At 32.9% G+C, this 20,549-nt stretch carries 10 protein-coding genes; 4 read left to right on the top strand and 6 right to left on the bottom strand.

What is annotated here, in order from left to right:
• From EHC72_RS20810 to EHC72_RS20795, 4 genes are all read right to left on the bottom strand, one after another.
• Window positions 1-2,546: hypothetical protein (locus EHC72_RS20810; RefSeq protein WP_211660340.1), on the bottom strand; the 2,546-nt coding region annotated here is incomplete at its 3' end.
• Between the two features lie 502 nt (window positions 2,547-3,048).
• Complete coding sequence (locus tag EHC72_RS20805; protein ID WP_131539651.1) at window positions 3,049-5,040, bottom strand: DUF11 domain-containing protein; 1,992 nt, start codon at window positions 5,038-5,040, stop codon at window positions 3,049-3,051.
• Window positions 5,041-5,299: 259 nt separating this feature from the next.
• Window positions 5,300-5,515 (bottom strand): hypothetical protein, encoded by a 216-nt coding sequence (locus EHC72_RS20800; RefSeq protein ID WP_131539650.1) that lies wholly within the window; start codon window positions 5,513-5,515, stop codon window positions 5,300-5,302.
• Between the two features lie 352 nt (window positions 5,516-5,867).
• Window positions 5,868-8,210: a DUF11 domain-containing protein gene (locus EHC72_RS20795; RefSeq protein WP_131539649.1), complete on the bottom strand. Its 2,343-nt coding sequence runs from the start codon at window positions 8,208-8,210 to the stop codon at window positions 5,868-5,870.
• Window positions 8,211-8,663: 453 nt separating this feature from the next.
• On the opposite strand from EHC72_RS20795, the gene EHC72_RS20790 reads away from it, so the two are divergent.
• A complete protein-coding gene (locus EHC72_RS20790) occupies window positions 8,664-10,991 on the top strand; it encodes an O-antigen ligase family protein (protein ID WP_131539648.1) in 2,328 nt (775 codons plus the stop codon).
• Between the two features lie 30 nt (window positions 10,992-11,021).
• Here EHC72_RS20790 and EHC72_RS20785 read toward each other — a convergent pair whose 3' ends face one another.
• Both EHC72_RS20785 and EHC72_RS20780 read right to left on the bottom strand, forming a co-directional pair.
• The gene (locus EHC72_RS20785; protein ID WP_165585904.1) at window positions 11,022-12,182 is read right to left on the bottom strand and encodes a helix-turn-helix transcriptional regulator; all 1,161 of its coding nucleotides are present in this window, start codon (window positions 12,180-12,182) and stop codon (window positions 11,022-11,024) included.
• 279 nt (window positions 12,183-12,461) lie between these two features.
• Complete coding sequence (locus EHC72_RS20780; protein WP_131539646.1) at window positions 12,462-13,898, bottom strand: helix-turn-helix transcriptional regulator; 1,437 nt, start codon at window positions 13,896-13,898, stop codon at window positions 12,462-12,464.
• A gap of 1,181 nt (window positions 13,899-15,079) precedes the next feature.
• On the opposite strand from EHC72_RS20780, the gene EHC72_RS20775 reads away from it, so the two are divergent.
• From EHC72_RS20775 to EHC72_RS20765, 3 genes are all read left to right on the top strand, one after another.
• The gene (locus EHC72_RS20775) at window positions 15,080-15,655 is read left to right on the top strand and encodes an RNA polymerase sigma factor (protein ID WP_131539645.1); all 576 of its coding nucleotides are present in this window, start codon (window positions 15,080-15,082) and stop codon (window positions 15,653-15,655) included.
• Window positions 15,656-15,731: 76 nt separating this feature from the next.
• Window positions 15,732-16,814, top strand: a complete 1,083-nt coding sequence (locus EHC72_RS20770) for a FecR family protein (protein ID WP_131539644.1) — start codon at window positions 15,732-15,734, stop codon at window positions 16,812-16,814.
• Window positions 16,815-17,130: 316 nt separating this feature from the next.
• Complete coding sequence (locus EHC72_RS20765; RefSeq protein ID WP_131539643.1) at window positions 17,131-20,547, top strand: SusC/RagA family TonB-linked outer membrane protein; 3,417 nt, start codon at window positions 17,131-17,133, stop codon at window positions 20,545-20,547.
• Window positions 20,548-20,549 lie beyond the last annotated feature (2 nt).

Below are 20,549 nucleotides of genomic sequence, written 5' to 3'. Positions count from 1 at the left end.
GTATTGTCGGCAATCTGTTTCGCGGTAATCATTTTATCTCCAATGCTTAATTTTGCATTAGATAAAACTGAACTGCTTAACCCACTTACACCATTTACCAATACTATACCATCTGTACTAATGTCTTTCTTATCTATTAATGTGTTTGATGTTGTTTTCGGATCTACATAAACAATCGTTCCACTTGCTCCAACCATAGGAATCATGCCTGCGGCTGCTCCGGCATCAACCTTGATCTTATCTGAGGTAATCGTATTGTCGGCAATCTGTTTCGCGGTAATCATTTTATCTCCAATGCTTAATTTTGCATTAGATAAAACTGAACTGCTTAACCCACTTACACCATTTACCAATACTATACCATCTGTACTAATGTCTTTCTTATCTATTAATGTGTTTGATGTTGTTTTCGGATCTACATAAACAATCGTTCCACTTGCTCCAACCATAGGAATCATGCCTGCGGCTGCTCCGGCATCAACCTTGATCTTATCTGAGGTAATCGTGTTGTCTGCGATCTGTTTAGCGGTAATCATTTTATCGCCAATGCTTAATTTCGCATTTAATAAAACTGAACTGCTTAAACCATTTAAGCCATTTACCAATACGATACCATCGGTACTAATGTCTTTCTTATTCGTTAAGTTATCTGTAGTAGAAGTTGGATTAACATAAACAATCGTACCACTTGCGCCAACCATTGGAATCATGCCTGCGGCTGCTCCAGCATCAACTTTGATCTTATCTGAGGTAATCGTATTATCTGCAATCTGATTTGCAGTGATTGATTTCGGTGCAATGCTTAATTTCGCATTAGCTAAAACTGAACTGCTTAATCCACTTAATCCATTCACCAATACGATACCATCGGTACTAATGTCTTTCTTATCTATTAATGTGCCTGATGCTACTTTAGGATCTACATAAGTAATCGTGCCACTTGCACCAACGATTGGAATCATGCCTGTGACTGCTCCTGCATCAACTTTGATCTTATCTGAGGTAATCGTATTATCTGCAATTTGATTTGCAGTGATTGATTTCGGTGCAATGCTTAATTTCGCATTAGCTAAAACTGAACTGCTTAATCCACTTAATCCATTCACCAATACTATACCATCGGTACTAATGTCTTTCTTATCTATTAATGTGCCTGATGCTACTTTCGGATCTACATAAGTAATCGTGCCACTTGCGCCAACCATTGGAATCATACCAATAGGTGTATTCGCATCAACCTTCATTCTATCCAAACCAATCGAGTTTGGTGCAATGCTTAAACTTGCATCAGCTAATACTGAACTGCTTAAACCTCTTAATCCATTTACCAAAATGATACCATCGGTACTAATCGATTTCTTATCTATTAATGTGCTTGAGCTTGCTTTAGGATCTACATAAGTAATCGTGCCACTTGCGCCAACCATTGGAATCATACCAATAGGTGTATTCGTATCAACCTTGATCTTATCTAAAGTAATCGTATTGTCTGCAATCTGATTCGCAGTAATCGATTTCGGTGCAATGCTTAAACTTGCATCAGCTAATACTGAATTGCTTAAACCATTTAAACCATTTACCAATACTATACCATCGGTACTAATCGATTTCTTATCTATTAATGTGTTTGATGCTGTTTTAGGATCTACATAAGTAATCGTGCCACTTGCACCGACCATTGGAATCATACCTGTAGGTATATTCGCATCAACCTTGATCTTATCTAAAGTAATCGTATTGTCTGCGATCTGCTTTGCGGTAATTGAACCATCCTTAACTTCAAGTTTATATTCTGTATTATGGCTATTTCTTTCCGAAAGTTTAGAAGTTACACTTGTAGTCACTCCATCAACAACGCTTGAGCTAAGTTGATTTTTTCTAACTGCATCTTCAATATTTATGATTTGTTTTTGACCGTTACCATCTATGGAAACAAAGTTTGTACCATCAAATGTTACACTACCACTAATATTTTTAACTAAACCTTCTATAATTTGTTTAACAGCTTTATCATTTACTATACTTTGAAAATTATTAATTAGATCGGCTGGAACATTTACTACTGTAATTTTTCCATCCTCTGCTGTATAAGTGTAAGTACCGTTTTTATTATCGATGAAAGTTGTAATTATTCCATTTTGCTTTATTAAATCTTTAAAGTTTATAGATACCGGTGTATTATTGGCATCTATGTACGATAGAATTGATGTGGATGCATCATATTTAATATTTGCTGCTGCACCCGCTCCTGCTAACACCCATTTTGTTCCATCATTATAATAAATGCCTGGCACTACATCATTTGCCTTTGCAATATTATATACCATCATCCCCGCGGTGTGCGTTTTGAGAGGTGCCGGACTTGAGGTTTGCACCAGCGAAACACGCGTATGCAACAAACCAGTATTGTTACTTTCCAATTCAAGAATGGCATCCTTGGCCGATAAGTTACCACCAGTGATGGTACCATCCTTTATTTTCTGCTGTGCCATTGCGGTGGAAAATGCAAATAACAGAAATAGGCCTACTAATAATCTTTTCATCATTTTTTATTCAGTTTTTCAGTTTATCATCGATTACTTTTAATAATCAAATTTTAATTTATCTACAAAACGTTATTTCATCTTCCATTAATTTCCCAATAACCGAACTAGAACTTTCCGTAACAAAAGCTTACTCAGTATTTTCAAAAATTGGTGATTAACGGATGATTTAAATAAATGGAATGTAATCTAACTCAGGGATGTAATCGGATGATCTTACGGGTGCAAAGATGCAACATGTAGTCTCGTATTTTCTTTATTGAGTACTACGCACAAATACTGCAAAATTACAACACCTTAATTAACAGATGTTTACAAAAACAAAATTACACTCAAATATTAAAATGCAGTAAGTATGCGTATATAAATTTTTGTTTCTGTTATAGGAAATATTAACATTTAGGCATTAACATCTCCAAAAAAGGACAAATATGTCTTTATAAACATGCTTATTTTCTAACAATAGTTTTAAATAGTGAAACTAATTTTAGACAGTAAACAATGCTTAATTTGATTTCAAAAATCTGGACTGAATCATAGGATTACTCATCATAACACAGCCACCATAAAGTGTTTCTAATCTTAAATAGCAACCTATATCTATACCTGGTACTATTGCGTAAAATTTCTTTATTTTTCCTGATTGATCAGTAAGAAAATTACCTGTAACGATAGAGGCTTCATAATTGGGGCTACCAGGTACTTGGCTATAAAACAAAGTGCCTAAAGGATAATCATCCATAACATAATTACGTAGAATTTCCCCGGCACATACTTTAATTAGTTTGGCACCATCTTCATTAAGTTTAGGGCAACTAGCAGTAAAGGTATTATCAACATTAATGTACATTGTAAAAGGTTCTTCAATAGAATTGCCTTCACAAACTCCATCGGAGTGGCCAATTATAAGTTTCGATTCAAAAGCAACGGAAGAAATTGCTCCTGTTCCGGAAATTTTACCCGGCAAGGCTATTGTTTTGGCACAGTTTGATACACTTGTGATTAGCAAAGCGCAATTATTAGTTACCTTAACCTTATATTTTAGTTTTCCAATAATACTATTAGGATCAGTTGGCAATAAAATATTTCCTTTATTCCAAATAATTTTACCTCCTGGGTATGTTGTAAAATCAGTTGGATGCACCCAGGTTGCTGTTCCTCCACCTAAAACAACATCTGCACTAACGAAATTAACATTTGGAGCAAGGATTATTTCTATAGCCGCATCTTTTATAGCCTCACTACCTTTATTATAAAGATCAACCTCAAATTCTAGTTCCTGATCAGGATTTACCTGAGTTTTATTATCTATATTATTGATTGAAATATTTAACGCTTCAACAGCTGGAACATATGCATCTATTGCAAAGGTTATATTGAAAATACTATAAACATCACCTCCAGTTCCGTATTGAAATTGAGTGCTTTTTTGTCCATTGGCAATCAGAGCATTATTGGAATTAGGCAAATCAAACATCGCGATATCAATACCATAATTATTAAGGTAATTTGGATTGCGTGAATTGCCACCTGTAAGTATTGATGAATTAAAAAAGTTGGTACTTGTATTGGCAGGATTTGGATTCTTATCCATATTAAGGGAATGATATAAACTTATCCAATTGCTGGTATTTAATTGTTGTATCTTAAAATAATCACCTGATGTTGCCCTGTCTCCCTCTGCCGCCATCATACCCATTCTAATTTTAACGTCGCCATTTTGGGCTGCGTTAAAACCTGATATACTTAATGTTTGATTTCCTTTATTAATAAAGCTAAATCCATCAAATACTGAAATATCTCTCCAGGGTAATTTCTTATTTTCGTAAATAATTACCATCCCCCATCCAGCATAATAACCTGTGGTTTTTTCTGCCCCTTCAAAGGTTGCAATATTGCCAACCGCATAGGTTCCTAAACCAGCATTTTTAACAAGATCGGTAATATCACTATAGCCCGTATACATATAGTTTACGTTGTCGGCTCCATAATAAATATCTGTTGCAGCAGCGGTAACATCAACATAAGCTGCTGCTCCTGGAACTTTAAGCTTGATCTTTTTCTTATTCAATCCATTTCCTAAATTTTCATCCTTGACTAACACATCCGCTAATTCATCAGTCCTTCCACACCAATATAAACCTGCATAAATAATTTTAGTGCAGGCCATATCAATTCCAGTAGGTAAAACAAAGTCGGCAGAAGATGAATTAACAATATTAGCAGGATCTTTTAACAATTTATTAAACTTCATATAACTGTTATTTTTCCCATCATCACTATAGGGATCAACAAAGGCGTTGGCATTGCCAATCATTGTAAAATCGCCCTTTAAATTGTAGATTTTTTTGTTTTTAAAATCTCCTTGCGCTTGGGAGGAGATTCTTTGTGTAAATTCTTTTCCTATTGATTGTGCAAATAATTTACTATTTACTTGCGTAAGATTTAACAGTACTAGCAATATTACAGATCCTTTAATGAGATAATTATTAGTCATAGAGTATACATTTAACACTATAAAATATTAAGTATTAAACATAGTTAAATGTATTTTTAATCATACTACGCACATATACCGCAATACCTAATCAACTAACTATTAACACATTAAAATTGAAATTTATCATACAAATCTAAAAATGCAGTACAAATGCGTATAATAATACAGGAGCTATCCTTATCATTATACGCATTTTACGAAAAATATTAATTAAAATCAGTATGTGTTATTTACCTAATTAGGATCCATATAAACTCTAATTACCATTTTTAAATTTACTTGGGATCATAGGATTGGTCATCATCATACAACCGCCCATTTGAGTTTGTAACTTTAAGTAGAAGCAATCAACTGCAGCGTTTGGCATAACTGCATAATACTTGATAATTTTACTGGACTGATCTACAGGAAAATCACCTGCAACAATTGTGTTTTCATAGTTGGCATCGCCGGGTTTGGCAGTATAAAACAATGTGCCAACAGGGTAATTTAAGGTGATATTGGTGCGAGGAATAGCTATTTTTTACATTGCAAAACACCACTTAAACAGACAAAACGAACTCAAAATCTGTTTTTAATACAAATTTTGAAATGTCATATTATTTTTTTTTTTAGAAATTATAGGGAATGCTTTATTATTTATATTCTCACTTAGTAGTGAACTAAAGCTAATGGCAAAACAAGCACATAAACATGAAATAGTTTAGTGATTGAGGTAGATGATTGTTAAAACTAAGGTAACTCTATACTAAAACAGACTATAAAACAACCTTAATAATTCTTTTTGAATGATTATTCAAAAAGAATTATTAAAAGATTTGTAATTAGTTCACCTTGGCAGGAATCATAGGGTTGGTCATCATCATACAGGTACCAACAGTTATAGAACCTGGTATGCTTACTGAGTCACTAACTAACAGCCCAAATGCCATTATTGGTCCAACCTTATCTGGGGTTCCGCTGATGGTTACTTGCCTTGTATCATCATCATATGCCCACGTTATTCCTGAAGGTAAGCCTGTAACATCAGTAATTGTTGTACCTGGTAAAATATCAAAAATAATTGGTTCCATAACTGAATTTACACACGTATTACGAAAACTAGAACTTGTAGCAGTAGAAATAGAACTTTGATTATTAGTGGCTGCCACATCAAGCAAGGGACCAGTTATAGTTGCCGTACTATTAGAAATTCCTAATTTCACAACTTTAGCAGTAATTGTTAAAGTTGCGCTGCCATTGCTCATCAAATCGCCGATGGTCCAAATCCCTGTTGAGGGTTCATAACTACCTACTGATGCTTCATTCGAAATAACCTCGTACCCATCTGGAAGCAAATCATTAACAACTACCCCAGTTGCATTACGACCGCCTAAGTTTCCAGCTTGAAGCGTAAATACTACGTTTCCATTTAATGCTGGATACATCTGATCAACCGTTTTAATAATAGAGAGATCAACATTACAAGGTTCAACTTTTATTGGGTTTGAAGGTGCACTCATACCACATAGCATGGTATAACTTACTGAGTAATTACCAGAAGAGGTAACTGGATATGAACTACTTATAGCACCATCAATTGGTTGTCCATCAAGATACCATTGATAAGGATCACCATTTGGTACTGATGCAAGTAGTGGAGTATTACAATCTACTGCAGATACTTCAGGCTGATCTGCCTTTTCGGAAAAATGTGAAATGAAGTTAGACATAGAAAAACCTTGTCCAGATTGCACTACCGAAACGGTAAGACTTGATGCACTTTCGAGGATAATTGTACTTGGCAAACCAATTCTATCATTTGAAAATTTAATCATATAAAGCCCAGAATTTCCTAATGGTATACGACTTCCCACATCTGGCAAAGTTTCAATGTCAAGTGTCGCATATGGAGTAAGATAGCTGTCAATAATTGTAATAAAAATTTTGTCAGTACTACTTTTTGTAAATATGTACCCAAAGTAATCTAAATCGTTTTTATTGTAATCCGTAAATTTACTAAATTCTACTCTTTTTGACCCTGAACAGATTGATATTGGAACTAGAGCAGCTATATCAACCTCACAGTTTCCAGAAGCCGTACCTGCAAAAACCTCTATATTTTTATCTCCTACAATTAATGAGGAGGAAAATTGCCCATTATTGTCCGTTGTGTTATAGTCTCCATCAATGAAACCGTGGTTAATCGTTTTAAAATCACCAGCGTTGGCTAATGTAAAGGATTCTGTAGATTGTTGTCCACCTCCTACATCGTAATTTGTAACTGTAACAACTGTATTTGGTTCTGTTGCTATAATGGTTGATTGCTCAGCAGTTAAATTGCCTTGTCCTCTTACTGCTAAATATTCTTTTTCCAATGATGATATTGGCGGTATTGGATTAAAGGTACCATCACCGCAATCTTCAGGGGTATCTGAATTTGAGCCCGTATTCATTACACATAAACCAGTTGCCTCAACTAAAGCCCCCATTTTTGCATTAAATAACCAACTCTGCCCTGCATTTAGGGTAGCTTTAACTTCACCATCAATTGTAACCACGGTGTTATCTGCAATTGCCATAATGCTGTATACTGGATAAAAAGTTCCGGTATAATCTATTGCTCCATCTCTATAATAACCTACACGAAAGTACATGCCAATTCCAGCATCGCCAAAACTATAAAGAGAGGCATTTCCTTTTATAAAATTGTTTCCACCCTCTATTTCATCAGATGCTATATTCCTTATATTTACTGAAATAGAGGATGTACCTTCTACAATTAAGCCGGCGCCATCAAGTACTGTGTTTAAAGCTAAATTTGGAAAATCAAGAGGTTTTCCAACAAATCGGTAAACAAACGGTTCACTTTGGGTACAGGTAAAACTTGTAACCACACTTCCATCACTTTTCTTTATCGTTCCGTTAATAGTTTCTGAATTTTCTGCCGTAACTACTATTTCATTAGCATCACTCCAGTATTGCCAAGGCGCAGGCGCAATATAATGTTTAGTATGCCGAGGGGGTAACAGTTTACTGGATTTAACAATTATGGAATTGGTTAAACCATAAGTTTTAGTATTTAACTTATGCTTTATTGTATTTTTCCCAAATGTCACACTGGCAAGGCAAACTAACATTAAACAAATTAGTTTACTATAAGTAGAGGTTTTCTGTAAGTTGGTCATTAAAGAAATTTCATGTTAAATGTATTTGATGTTCTACGAATTAGATAATAAATCGAAATGTATTAAACACTCATTGATTTTTAATGCCCAAAGATTACACTAATAATTAAGTTATCAGCAAAAAAAAACTACGCATTGATACTGCAAATCATATAAAATCGCTGTAAATCTACACGAATTATTTTTTCTACTTGCTTAGTGGAATTCATTAAAAAAACTTCATAACACACAGAAAATAAAATAGTTAATAAACAAAAATTTAGGGTAAATACCTAAAAAAGCACCCGATTGAATGGGTTTTATAGTTTTTTTGGCAATATATGAGGATATCGAGCTTTCCTTTTTTTAATTTATATTCGTGTTTCTATAGAAAGTCTCCGAAGAATTTAGAGAAATCCATTTAAAATTCAATCCCCTATTTTATTAAAACATCCTTTTAAATTATCCATAAATATGAAAAAAGGAGAACTCTCCGTGGCTTATTTGTCAAAAAAGAAAGATGAAAAAGCAAGCACTAAATATGATTTGATCGTAATTGGCTTTTTTGTTTGTTATTTGGTAATCGATTTTTTGCCATCTTTTGGGCGTATAGATTATATTAAACCTCAATATCTGTATCTTACAATTTTAAATATTGCGATCAGTACCTACCTTTATTTTAATCCCTCATTATACTCAAAAACAATATTTGAACCCTTTAAAGGTAGTTATGTTTTTAAGCTCTATGTAATCTTCATTTTCCTTTGTGGTTTATCAATTCTTTCGGCAAGGAACCTATCATTAAGCATTGTTGCTATGGCTCAAATAATGGTAATATTTGGCATGCTCATTAATTTAGCTATACTTTTTTATAATCGATTATACCTAATATATAAGATTGTATTTATAATTGGAATAAGTGTTTGCTTACAGGCATTGTATTCGCTCCATGGATTTTATAATCTTTTAAAAAGCGATACTTTCGCAAACGCTTTTGATTCAACCTATCTTAAAGGAAACGGTGGAAATATCAATATTTTTTCCATGTCTATTTTAATTAAAATACCAATTATAATGACTGGTATTATTCATTTTAAAGGCTGGAAAAAATGGCTTTTAAGTTTAGCACTATTGCTTGCAACCACTATTATTTTTCTGATAAACGCACGGGCTTCACTATTGGCTCTGTTTATTATTGTAGTGATATTTATAGCGTATAATCTTAAAGTTAATTCCTTCAAAAAAAACATAGCAATAAAACTTCTGTATATTATATTGCCTCTCATTTTTTCTTTAATGGTTGCAAATATAACCTTTAAAAAAGCTCAGGATAATGGCAGATTTTCGTCTACATTAAACCGTTTGGGGCAAACAAATAATAGCGATGCATCCATTAACACAAGGTTATTGCTATGGAAAAATGCTATTAAATTTGCTAAGAACCACCCTGTTTTGGGTATCGGGCTTGATAACTGGAAGGTGGAATCTATCCCATACGAAGCAATAAATGAAAATGCTCTTTCTTTACACACACATAATGATTTTTTGCAATGCTTTGCAGAAACGGGGCTTCTTAATGGGTTTGTTTATTTAGCTCTTTTCGCTTTAATTTTTATCCTGAATTTAAGTAGAATTTTAAAAGCTCAAAACCCACAGGTAAAAGTTATCGCGTTATTATCGCTCTTAATGCTTATTGTTTTAGCAACTGATTCTAGTTTTAACTTCCCGTTTTACATACCAACAATGCAATTGCAGTTTTGCCTTTTAATGGTACTTACAATAGGAAATATTGACATTAAACCCGTAATTTATAAATCAGCTGGAAAGCAAATTAAATTATTACCCATTTTTCTTATCCTAGTTTGTTCAATTCCTTTATATATTACTTACCAAAGTGATCAAACATCAAAACTTGAATACCAATTTATGGCTGATGATAATTTAGTTAAAGCTAAACAGAACACAAATTTAACCGGAGATGAAGCAGCTAGTCAAGAACCATTGTACCCTAATGTGCTTAATAGTTCTGTTCCTTTTTACGAATGTATCGGACTTTATTATTTACGTGAGAAAAAGTTTAATAAGGCAACAAAATATTTTGATATGGCATATAAAATAAATCCTTATTTGGGAAATATTTATTTCTATAAATGTATAGCATCTATAAATCAAAACAATATTGATAGTGCATACTTTTATTCTAAATTATCCATCTATACCAGACCAAACAATTCTCGTAATTATAAATTTGCGGTCGAGCTTGCCACTTTAAAGAAAGATTCGCTGGAAATACTAAAATTGTATAAAACAGTAAATTCGGTTGTTAAAAAATCAAGCGACTGGCAAAATACTGTAATCGCGTTAAATACATTAAGCTATACCGGATTGAATAGCTTAATAGACAGCGGCAAAAAAGATTTCCCTAATGATACCTCAGTAATTAATCTCAGTAATAAAATCATTGCCACTAAGTATGTTAACGAGGGCCAAAAATTACTGGCAACAAAAAAAAATGACGAAGCTTTAAAGATTTTTAATATTGGGTTAAAGCAGTTTCCTGATAATGCCGCTATACTCCAAAACATTGCATTTTACTATTATAATATCGGCAAAAGCAAAGAGGCTATCCCCTACTTTATAAAAGCATGTAACACGAATCAGCTAACTGGAGGGCAAACTGAATATTATTTAGGGGTTTCCTATTTTAAGCTGAACGACAAAGCTAATGGCTGTAAATATTTAAAGCTTGCCCAAGAAAAAAAAATTGCTGACCCCTTGGAACTATTTAACAAATGCAATTGAAATTATTATTAGAAGACTTGTAAAAGTCTCCTAAAGTATATTAATACTCCCAATAAAAAGATTTAAATCATCTTCTGGAGTTATATTTAATTTTTTCCTGATTCTATATTTTTTTGATTGAACAGATCGAACAGCGATGTGTGTGTATCTGGATATTGCTTTGGTATCAAAATTCATTCTTAAATAGGCACAAAACACAAGATCATTTTCATTAAGATCAGGAAATTTCGCAAACATATTTTCTTCATAATGAACATACTGACGTTTAAATTCGGTATAAAAGGCATTCTCGTTAGTTTTGGCGAGCTCAAAAAGAGCATCAAATACACTTATCTCTGCTGGGCTCTGGGTAACCGTTATAGACTGTAATAGTTCATCCTTTTCCTTTGCAAAAAGGCTTCTATTTTTTTTGTACTTTTTAATCCTCTGATAACTAAATATAACAAAAGCTATAAAAAGAAAACAAGCAGCAAAAATAAATACATACATTTTCCTTTTTTTTGATTTGGACCGTTCTTGATTTTCTTTAATTAAATTATCAATGACAATCGAAGTGTTTTTTCCTTCTTTAATATTGGCTGAAACAGTTCTATACAGGTTAAAATAATATGCAGATTGGCTCTTATCTCCTTTTAGCTTATATGCTTTATATAAATTATTATAAAGATCTTTAATCTCATAAAGGCTACTTGAATCTTTTATAAAGCCAAGTGCAGATTCCAAATGCATTATAGCTAAATCCACTTTTCCAATATTTAAAAAATAAACCCCTTCCGCTTCAGTTGTTATATATATAGAGTAATTGCTATTAGCTGTTCTTGCAATTTTTGAGGCCTCGCTAAGGTAATGTTCAACAGAATCATTTTGCTTTTTATTCATCAAAAAATACGCAAGCTTACAATAAGTATCTATCAACAGAGACTTTACATTATCTCCCTTTACCACTTTTGCTTGCTCAATTGCCATTTTATAATAGATAATGGTAGAATCAGGAAGCTTAAGTTCAGAAAAACACTTACCCATACTACTACACTTAGCAATATAGAGAAGTTCGGGTTTATTGGGTAGTTTTCGTAGTTTCTCTAAGGCTAAATCATAGATCTTTTTCTGCATGTACAATAAAGAAAAAGAGAAATTTAATTGATCCTGAAACTCCTTGGTTTCCTTCGCGTAACTTTCATTATCTGCCATTTGGAAATATTGAATTGCCTGTTCTGTATCGCCCGAATCTGCTAAAACCAAGGCAATTCTTAAGCTTGCACCAGCTATTCCTTTCGAGTAAGCAATTTTTTTAGAATCCGTTAGGATTTCCTTTGTTTTTTTAAGAAACACATCTGGTCCCTGTTTATTAAAAACAATATTTAATTCAGCTAACCTTTTATCAATATCTATCGGAGTAGGTAAATTAACAGCATATAAACCATAACTTATTAAAAGAAATGCGAAGAGTGGGAGGATTTTCATTAGATATTATTTAGAAATTGTTATGATAAAATCAGATAAATTTTCAGATGGTGGCACTTGAAGTTTTCTTCGAATGCGATATTTCTTCGTTTCTACAGCACGTAAACTGGTATTAGAAAGATGTGCAATTTCTTTAGTACTAAAACGCATTTTTAGGTAGGTGCAAAACTCCAAATCTGTATTGTTTAAATCTGGAAACATTTGAAGCATTCTACTTCTAAAGCCTGGATATAACTCATTAAATTTAACAAAGAACAACGCATCCTTAGTTTTCGACAGTTTTACTAACTTATCTACAACTTCATTTTCCTGTTGTTTAGTAACCTCAGAAACAGAAGAAAAAAGTTTTTCTTTTTCTATTTTACTAAGATTTCCATGAATCTGATGATGTCTAATCCTATAACAAATCCAGATAATTATACCTATAGCCAGCACAACAATAAATAAAAGCCAATACGTTAACCCAGCTTCACTTCGATTTGTAACATCCTGATTATCATCAACCATAGATTTAATAAGAATTGAAGAATTCTTTCTTTCCGCCAGGTTGTCTGATAGCGTTTGGTATAAATCCTGATAGTATGCACACTTATCTATTTCTTTATTAAGCCTGTACGATAGATAAAGATATTCATAGAGCTCACAAATATTATAAGACGCCTTTATGCTTTCATTTAACTGAAGAGAAGATTGAAAATGAACAATTGCAGAATCAATTTGCCTTTTATCTAAATAAAAAATGCCTTTACACTTTTCTGCGTTAGCTATTGAACCATTGTCTTTAGCTTGTTTTGCTACGCTTGAAGCTTCATTCAAAAAAAACGCAGCCGAATCATTCTTAAGTTTCCCTAAAAGAATTCCAATATTTCCACAGGCTACAGATAAGGCAGATTTATCAAAAACTGTCTTGGCATTTTTTAGGATTTTATAGGATCGCCTTAAATAAATGAGAGCAGAATCATTAACATTCAACTTTAAAAAACTCTCGCCAATCCCACTATATAAGGCACCCAAGCAAGAAGTATTTAATTCGCCTTTTAAAGGTAATCCCAGTTTATAATAGCTTAAGGATTCTTTATATAATCCTATACGTTTGTACCTTTCTGCTAATATTATGTTAATATGTGTTTGAAAAAGCTCGGATTCTTTAGCATAATCCTCATTTTTAGCTATTTTTAAATAGTAATCTGCCTTTTGATATTCCCCAAATAAATCAAATATCGCACAAATTTTTAAGCCAGACCAAGCTATTCCTTTTGAATAAGAAATCTGTTGCGAATCTTTAAATATTCTCTGACAAAATTTAATATATATTTCTGGATTAGTGCTAACGAATTGATTTTCCGCTTGGCTTAATCTATTATCAATATCTTGAGGCGATATCGTTTTAGCCCATATTGAGCTGGCAAATAAGGATAATAAGATTACTAATAACACCCTCATTTAGGGTATTTTATTAATAACAAATACAGGATTACAAATCCAAAATTTCATTGCAGTATTTAATGTCTATCCAAATCTAATAAGATTAAGGAATAAATCAAACAAAAATTTTACAAAAAACATTATAAAATATTCATAAAATTTATATAAACACAAGTGATGATGTTGACTTTAGAAGTGTTTTGCAGTTGATTTGGGTGCAAAAGGAAGTAATTTGTTTTATTTCTTTTTAAAAAAGACGTTAATTATTGCACCTTAAATAATCCATGTTAACTGGGCTTCTTCACATCCCAATAAAGAAGGACCCAGTTGAACATAGAATTTATAATTGTGTGTAATCAATTTCTTTTAGTAGAACGCAAACAGACATAGTTCGTTTGTGATGTATAATTAGGCTTTTTTTTAAAGAAAATGAATACGCAGATATACTGCAAACAAACAAAAGCCTGATTATCAATACATTAAGCGAAAACAATAATCATAAATGCAGTCATTTTGCGTAGTTTATTTTACGGGATAAAATTGTGATAGGCCAATATTGACTTTGAATTTTCATTAAAACAAGAGACTTGATGATCGATTTAATGGGGAAAATGAAGTTAAATTGTGAGAAGTTCAAACCAGATGTTTTTATTATTTTGAAATACTTAATTGGGATTAAATTTTTAGAAAAAAAAATTGCGGATGGCATCCACCACTACCGCAATTAACATTAAACTAACTTTATTTTAAATATTTTTGTTAAAGTGATCTCAGTTCAATCATTTCGTTTTTATTCAATACTTACTTATTATTATATATGATATGTGTTATCTATATCCTTATTATATACATAGATAGCATTATCTTAAAAGATTTTAGATACGCATATATACAGCCAAAACTCAAACAACTCATTTTAAGCTACTTAACGCAGAGCCAAAGTATGTTTTGCAGTAACATTGCGTATATAGAAAACTAACTTATCCTTCAAAATAGCCTTATTTTTAGTTTAATGTACTTCCCTATTTGGATAATATCCACTAAAAGTGCTTATGCTAATGAACAGGATATAAATAGAAATGGTTCAATATTTAAATTATTCTCTGTATCCGTCTGTAAATCGATTTATATTATTTATGTTCGCTCAGTGAATGTAAAAATATCGTTATATAATCATATTAAAGGCGTGCGTTAAAAGAATGGAGCCCGACCTATTATCTCTGCTCGCTAAGGGCAATGAAGATGCATTCCGAATTTTATATCAGCAGCATAGAAAACAAATATATAAGGTTGCATACTTATATGTTAAATCTACTTTCTTGGCGGAAGATATTGTACAAAATGTTTTCGTTAAAGTTTGGGAGCATAGAGAAAACATGACTAATATCCGCTCCTTTGAATCATGGATTTACACGTTAACTAAAAACATGATTTTAAATTATCACAAGCGAATAGTAATCAAAGAGCATGTAAATAATGCTTATCAGCTTGAAAAAAGCAAAGAAATAAATAATGACACCGATCATAAGCTTGAAAATGCTCAATATCAGAAAATCTTACAAGAGGGTTTAGAATTACTCTCACAACAGCAACAGGCAGTTTATCATCTAATTCGCAATGAAAACTTATCGTATGAAGAAACAGGAAAACGACTTGGAATTTCTCGGTTAACGGTTAAAACACATTTTTCGAGAGCATTGCAATCCTTAAGAGTTTTCTTCAAATCTTATGGAGAAATAGGATTAATAATCATTTTCACATTTTTTCGAAAATAATTTTACATTCATGTACTCCATATATCCTTCCCGCTTGTCTATTATTTAAATGACCTAATATAAAGAGCTTTGTAAAATGCTTGCTAACCAAAGAATTAAATTATTACTCAATAAATATACTGAAGGTATTTGCAGTACAGCAGAGCTGGATGAATTGGTTAGGTATGCATCTACAAATGAATACGATACTATTTTAAAAGACCATATATTAAATAATCTTCAATCTTCTGATTTACCAGGAGAAAATTTAAGTGACAATAGATCTGAAGTTATACTTCAAAAAATATTCTTAAGTATTAAGAAAAAGAAAATCACTACGCACAAATTAATATTTAATAAGTTAGCTGTTAAAATTGCAATTGCCGCTTCCTTATTTATTGCAATTTTTCTGAGCATTCGATATTTCGTTTCAGAGACTCCCAACTATTATTTAACAAACGTTAAGACACTTACTGGAAAGACTAAATATTTATCCAATAATTCTGAGCGGGCGCTTAAGCTTCATCTGGAAGATGGTAGCATAATTATACTTCAGCCCCATGCGGAGTTAACGTATCCTGAGCATTTTGCTGTAGAAAACAGAAAAGTTTACCTACATGGAGCAGCTTTTTTCGAGGTTGCTAAAAATCATAAAAGACCATTTCTTGTGTATCATGAAAACCTGATAACGAAGGTACTAGGCACTAGTTTCAATATTAGTTTTGACAAAAAAACAAACAAAACAGAAGTAAATGTACGCACAGGTAAGGTACAGGTTTATGAAAACATAAAATATAAAGCCCGTGGTACAGCGGCTAGAGGTGTTATTATTTTACCCAACCAAAGGGTTATATATATTGAAGATAAAAAATCTTTTAACAAAACGTTGGTTGAGCAACCAACGCCAATACTACAAAACACAATAGCAAAAACTAATAAAAACTTAAATTATAATTTCGAGTTCGAGTCATCCCCTCTAACCACAATCATCCCAATGTTACAAGATACTTATGGTATAAGTATCAAGCTTGAAAATGAAAACTTTAGACGTTGTCTTTTCACTGGCGATCTTTCGGATCAAAATTTATTCAGCAGACTGGATATTCTTTGTAAAGCCGTAAACGCCAGTTATGAAGTAAAAGGAACTGAAATAGTTATTAAGGGCAAAGGCTGTAGTTAATTATTGCCTTGCCAAAAATCTATTCTAACCAATAGAAATTGTGAATAATCATTTTTTGATTGATTGAAAATGTTATTGCCGTGGATGAACTTTTAACTAAAATTTAAACATTTAACTGCTCCATTTAACCAGTTAGATGTTTTGCAAAAAACACAAAGGTTTATTTCATTAATAATGGTGTTTGATATTTAATCCAATACTCACTTTGGGCTATAAGTCTTTTGGCTAAGGCAATTTAAAGTGTAAGGGGAAAGATATGGGCATTTCATAAGCAAAAACGTTTCAGTTAAAACACTGTAAATAAATGCTATAACATATGAAAAAAACCAAACCAAACTTTTATTGGTCCTCCACTCTGAGGATCTTTTTATTCCAGCTTATTATTGTTTTAGTATTTGCCCAATCTGTTTACGCAGGGAAAGCAAAAGCACAGGATTTACTGGATAGGCAGGTAAGTATAACTGCCACAAATATGGAAATAAAGCAGGTGCTGATAGAAGTGCAAAGGCAATCTAAAGTTAAATTTATGTATAGCCCTAATGCCATCTATACAGAAACAAAAATCTCTTTAAATGAGAAAAATTTAAAATTAAAGGATTTACTTGATAAAATCTTCAGCCACAAGAATATCCTTTACAAAGTAATTGATCAAAAAATACTTTTGTATGCAGCAGATAGTGTTTCTGTGGATACAAAGCCTAATGCTGCTGACAGAATAATTAAGGGAAAGGTATTAGATAAAACAGGCAGTGTTTTAGTTGGTGCATCCATTAGGGTTACCGGAAGCAAAAGCGGAACCTTTACTGATGTAAATGGTCAGTTTAGCTTAACAGTGTCTTCATCAGCAGCATCAATAGAGGTTTCTTATGTTGGTTATATTACCCAAACGGTTTCATTGTCAGATAGAGAATTAACCATTACATTATTAGAAACTGAAGGCAATAACCTGGAAGTTGTGGTTACTGCATTAGGGATTACAAAAGATGCCCGAAAAATTGGGTATGCCACAACTAAAATAGATGGTAGCCTACTAGAAAAAGCAAAAGAACCAAATATTGCGTATAGTTTACAAGGTCGTGTACCGGGTTTAAATATTAGTGGTGTAAGTGGTGGTCCAGGTTCATCCGCCCGAATTTTAATAAGGGGAATTAGCAATTTTAGTTCATCTACAGGTCCATTATTTGTTATTGATGGTGTACCGATGGATAATACCCAAAAAGGCTCGGCAGGGGTATATGGCGGACAAGATATGGGTGATGGCATTTCGAGTATCAATCCTGATGATATTGAAAATATCGTGGTTCTTAAAGGATCAACAGCTTCAGCACTATATGGAGCGAGGGCATCTAATGGTGTAATTCTAATTACCACAAAGAGTGGAAAAAACCAGCAGGGAATTGGAGTAGAATATAACGGAAATTTCAGCCTGAATAGCATGATAAATTATACAGATTATCAAAAAGCTTATGGTCATGGGATTAAAGGTGTAAAACCCAAAGAAAAGGGTGATTTAACTGCTGCTGGCTTAAATAGCTGGGGCGCAATGCTAGATGGTAGCCCTGCTCTTTCTTATGATGGCCAATATTATCCTTATAGCCCGGTAGAAAATCAACAAAGTGATTTTTATAGAATTGCTCCCGCATTTACCAATACGGTTTCAATTTTAAACGGTGGGGAAAAAGGAAATTTCAGATTCTCTCTATCTCACATGAATAACCAGTCTATTTTACCAAATAGTGGGCTTACCAGGTATACGGCCAATCTAAACATCAATCATAACATTACGCAAAAGCTAAAACTTTCTGTAATGACTAATTATATTGATGAAGTTGCTAAGCTGCGAACTAACCTTAGTGATATGAGTAGGAATGCAAATTTTACAATGGGTTTGTTGCCTATAAATATTGATCCGAATTATTTAAAACCTGGTTATGATGAGCTTGGTGGTTATGAATGGGCAATGAATGCTGATGGATATCAAGCTAATCCTTGGTTTGTAGCCAATAAACTTATTTCTAATACCTCAAGAAAACGACTTATATCATCCGTATCCTTACGATATGATGTTACAAAAGCTTTGTTTTTACAAGCACGTGGTGGCTATGATTTAATAAACGACAACGTAACGAAAATAGAACCAACGGGAATTGGTTACAAAAGAAGTGGCGGTATAGATGAGCTTTCCAAAGAACAAACACAAGAAATGAATGCCGATTTACTAGCTGGTTACACTAAAAAACTTTCAGAAAAATTTACGCTTGATGCAACTTTTGGTGGAAGTATACGAAAATATAATAGTGATTATTTAGGTAACAATGGAAGTAATTTTAAACAACCGTTTTTGTATATCCTCACCAATTTAGAAACCACAGGTTTCAACATTAAAGCTCCGAAAGCTAAACAAACAAATTCGGCATACTATACCGCCGATATTAGTTTTTTAAACTACATAACACTAAGTACAACAGGAAGGTACGATAAATTCAGTACCACAAACTCAGGAATTTTTACACCATCTGTTTCAACCAGCTTTATGTTTTCGAGACTTATAAATCTTCCACAATTAAATTTTGGCAAGCTAAGAATGTCTTATGCGCAAACCAGTGGTGAGGCTGATCCATACATGACATCAGTATATTATAATGTTCTTGGGAGCAATCAAAATTTAGGGTATGGAAAAATGAGCGATGAAGTTATCCCTGAAAATGTAAAACCTTACCGGATGAAAGAGTTTGAAATTGGAACGGAGCTAAAAGCATTGAATAACAGATTGAGTTTAGATTTTACCTATTTCTATAGAAAAACGATTGGAGAACTTATCCGGAAAAGAATTAGTCCAAGCTCCGGATACCTCGCTAGTTATCAACCTTTAGGATCTACACAAAATCAAGGTGTGGAAATGATGTTAAGCGGTACAATTATCGATAAAAAAGATTTCTCTTGGAAAGCCTCAATTAATCATACAACCGTAAACAACAAACTATTAAAAATCGATGATACAGATAATCCTGCACCTTTAAGAAAAGAGGGAGAAGGTCAGTACAGACCATCAGTGGGCCCATACAGTAATGGTGCTTATGTTGCAAGTGTACAAGGATTGCCTATGGCACAAATTATGGCGTACGACTATAAATATGATGCTAGTGGAAATATTGTTGTTGGTCCAGGTGGTATTCCAATGAGGGGCAATTTAACACCTATGGGTTCAGGTTTACCAAAGCATTATGGTGGTTTGAATAACGATTTCAACTATAAAAAATTTAATCTCTCTTTCTTAATCGATTATAAGTTTGGGGTTAAAGTACTTTCAGCAACAGATTTCTTAAGTAATTATTATGGTTTAAATAAAGAAACTCTTGTAGGGAGAGAATCTGGTATCATCGTAAAAGGTGTTAAAGAAGATGGCACACCTAATGATATCTTGGTTAGCGCAGAAGATTATTATAAAAGCTTAATGACCAATGTAGCCTCTATGTCTGTATTTGATGGCAGTTTTATCAAGTTTAGACAAATAACATTTGGCTACACTTTTACGCCTAAAACTCCTCAAAAATCTCTTTTTAGATCTATCAATGTTTCGGCGGTAACACGTAATCTGTTTACCATAATGAAGCATACCAAAAATTTCGATCCTGAAGCCTCTTTTTCTTCTTTACCGGGTAATGCAGGTTTAGAAGGCGGTGGCCTGCCGAGTACGAGAATGTATGGTCTTAACCTGAATATCAAACTATAAAT

Source organism: Pedobacter nototheniae (assembly GCF_004335085.1).
Lineage (GTDB): Bacteria > Bacteroidota > Bacteroidia > Sphingobacteriales > Sphingobacteriaceae > Pedobacter > Pedobacter nototheniae.
Note: the sequence above shows the minus strand (reverse complement) of the source record. Positions and strands in the feature narration are given on the sequence as shown.

Coding starts and splice junctions, on each gene's coding strand:
- EHC72_RS20805 (WP_131539651.1), bottom strand. CDS start 5,040: ATGACTAATAATTATCTCATTAAAGGATCTGTAATATTGCTAGTACTG.
- EHC72_RS20795 (WP_131539649.1), bottom strand. CDS start 8,210: ATGACCAACTTACAGAAAACCTCTACTTATAGTAAACTAATTTGTTTA.
- EHC72_RS20790 (WP_131539648.1), top strand. CDS start 8,664: ATGAAAAAAGGAGAACTCTCCGTGGCTTATTTGTCAAAAAAGAAAGAT.
- EHC72_RS20785 (WP_165585904.1), bottom strand. CDS start 12,182: ATGGCAGATAATGAAAGTTACGCGAAGGAAACCAAGGAGTTTCAGGAT.
- EHC72_RS20780 (WP_131539646.1), bottom strand. CDS start 13,898: ATGAGGGTGTTATTAGTAATCTTATTATCCTTATTTGCCAGCTCAATA.
- EHC72_RS20775 (WP_131539645.1), top strand. CDS start 15,080: ATGGAGCCCGACCTATTATCTCTGCTCGCTAAGGGCAATGAAGATGCA.
- EHC72_RS20770 (WP_131539644.1), top strand. CDS start 15,732: ATGCTTGCTAACCAAAGAATTAAATTATTACTCAATAAATATACTGAA.
- EHC72_RS20765 (WP_131539643.1), top strand. CDS start 17,131: ATGAAAAAAACCAAACCAAACTTTTATTGGTCCTCCACTCTGAGGATC.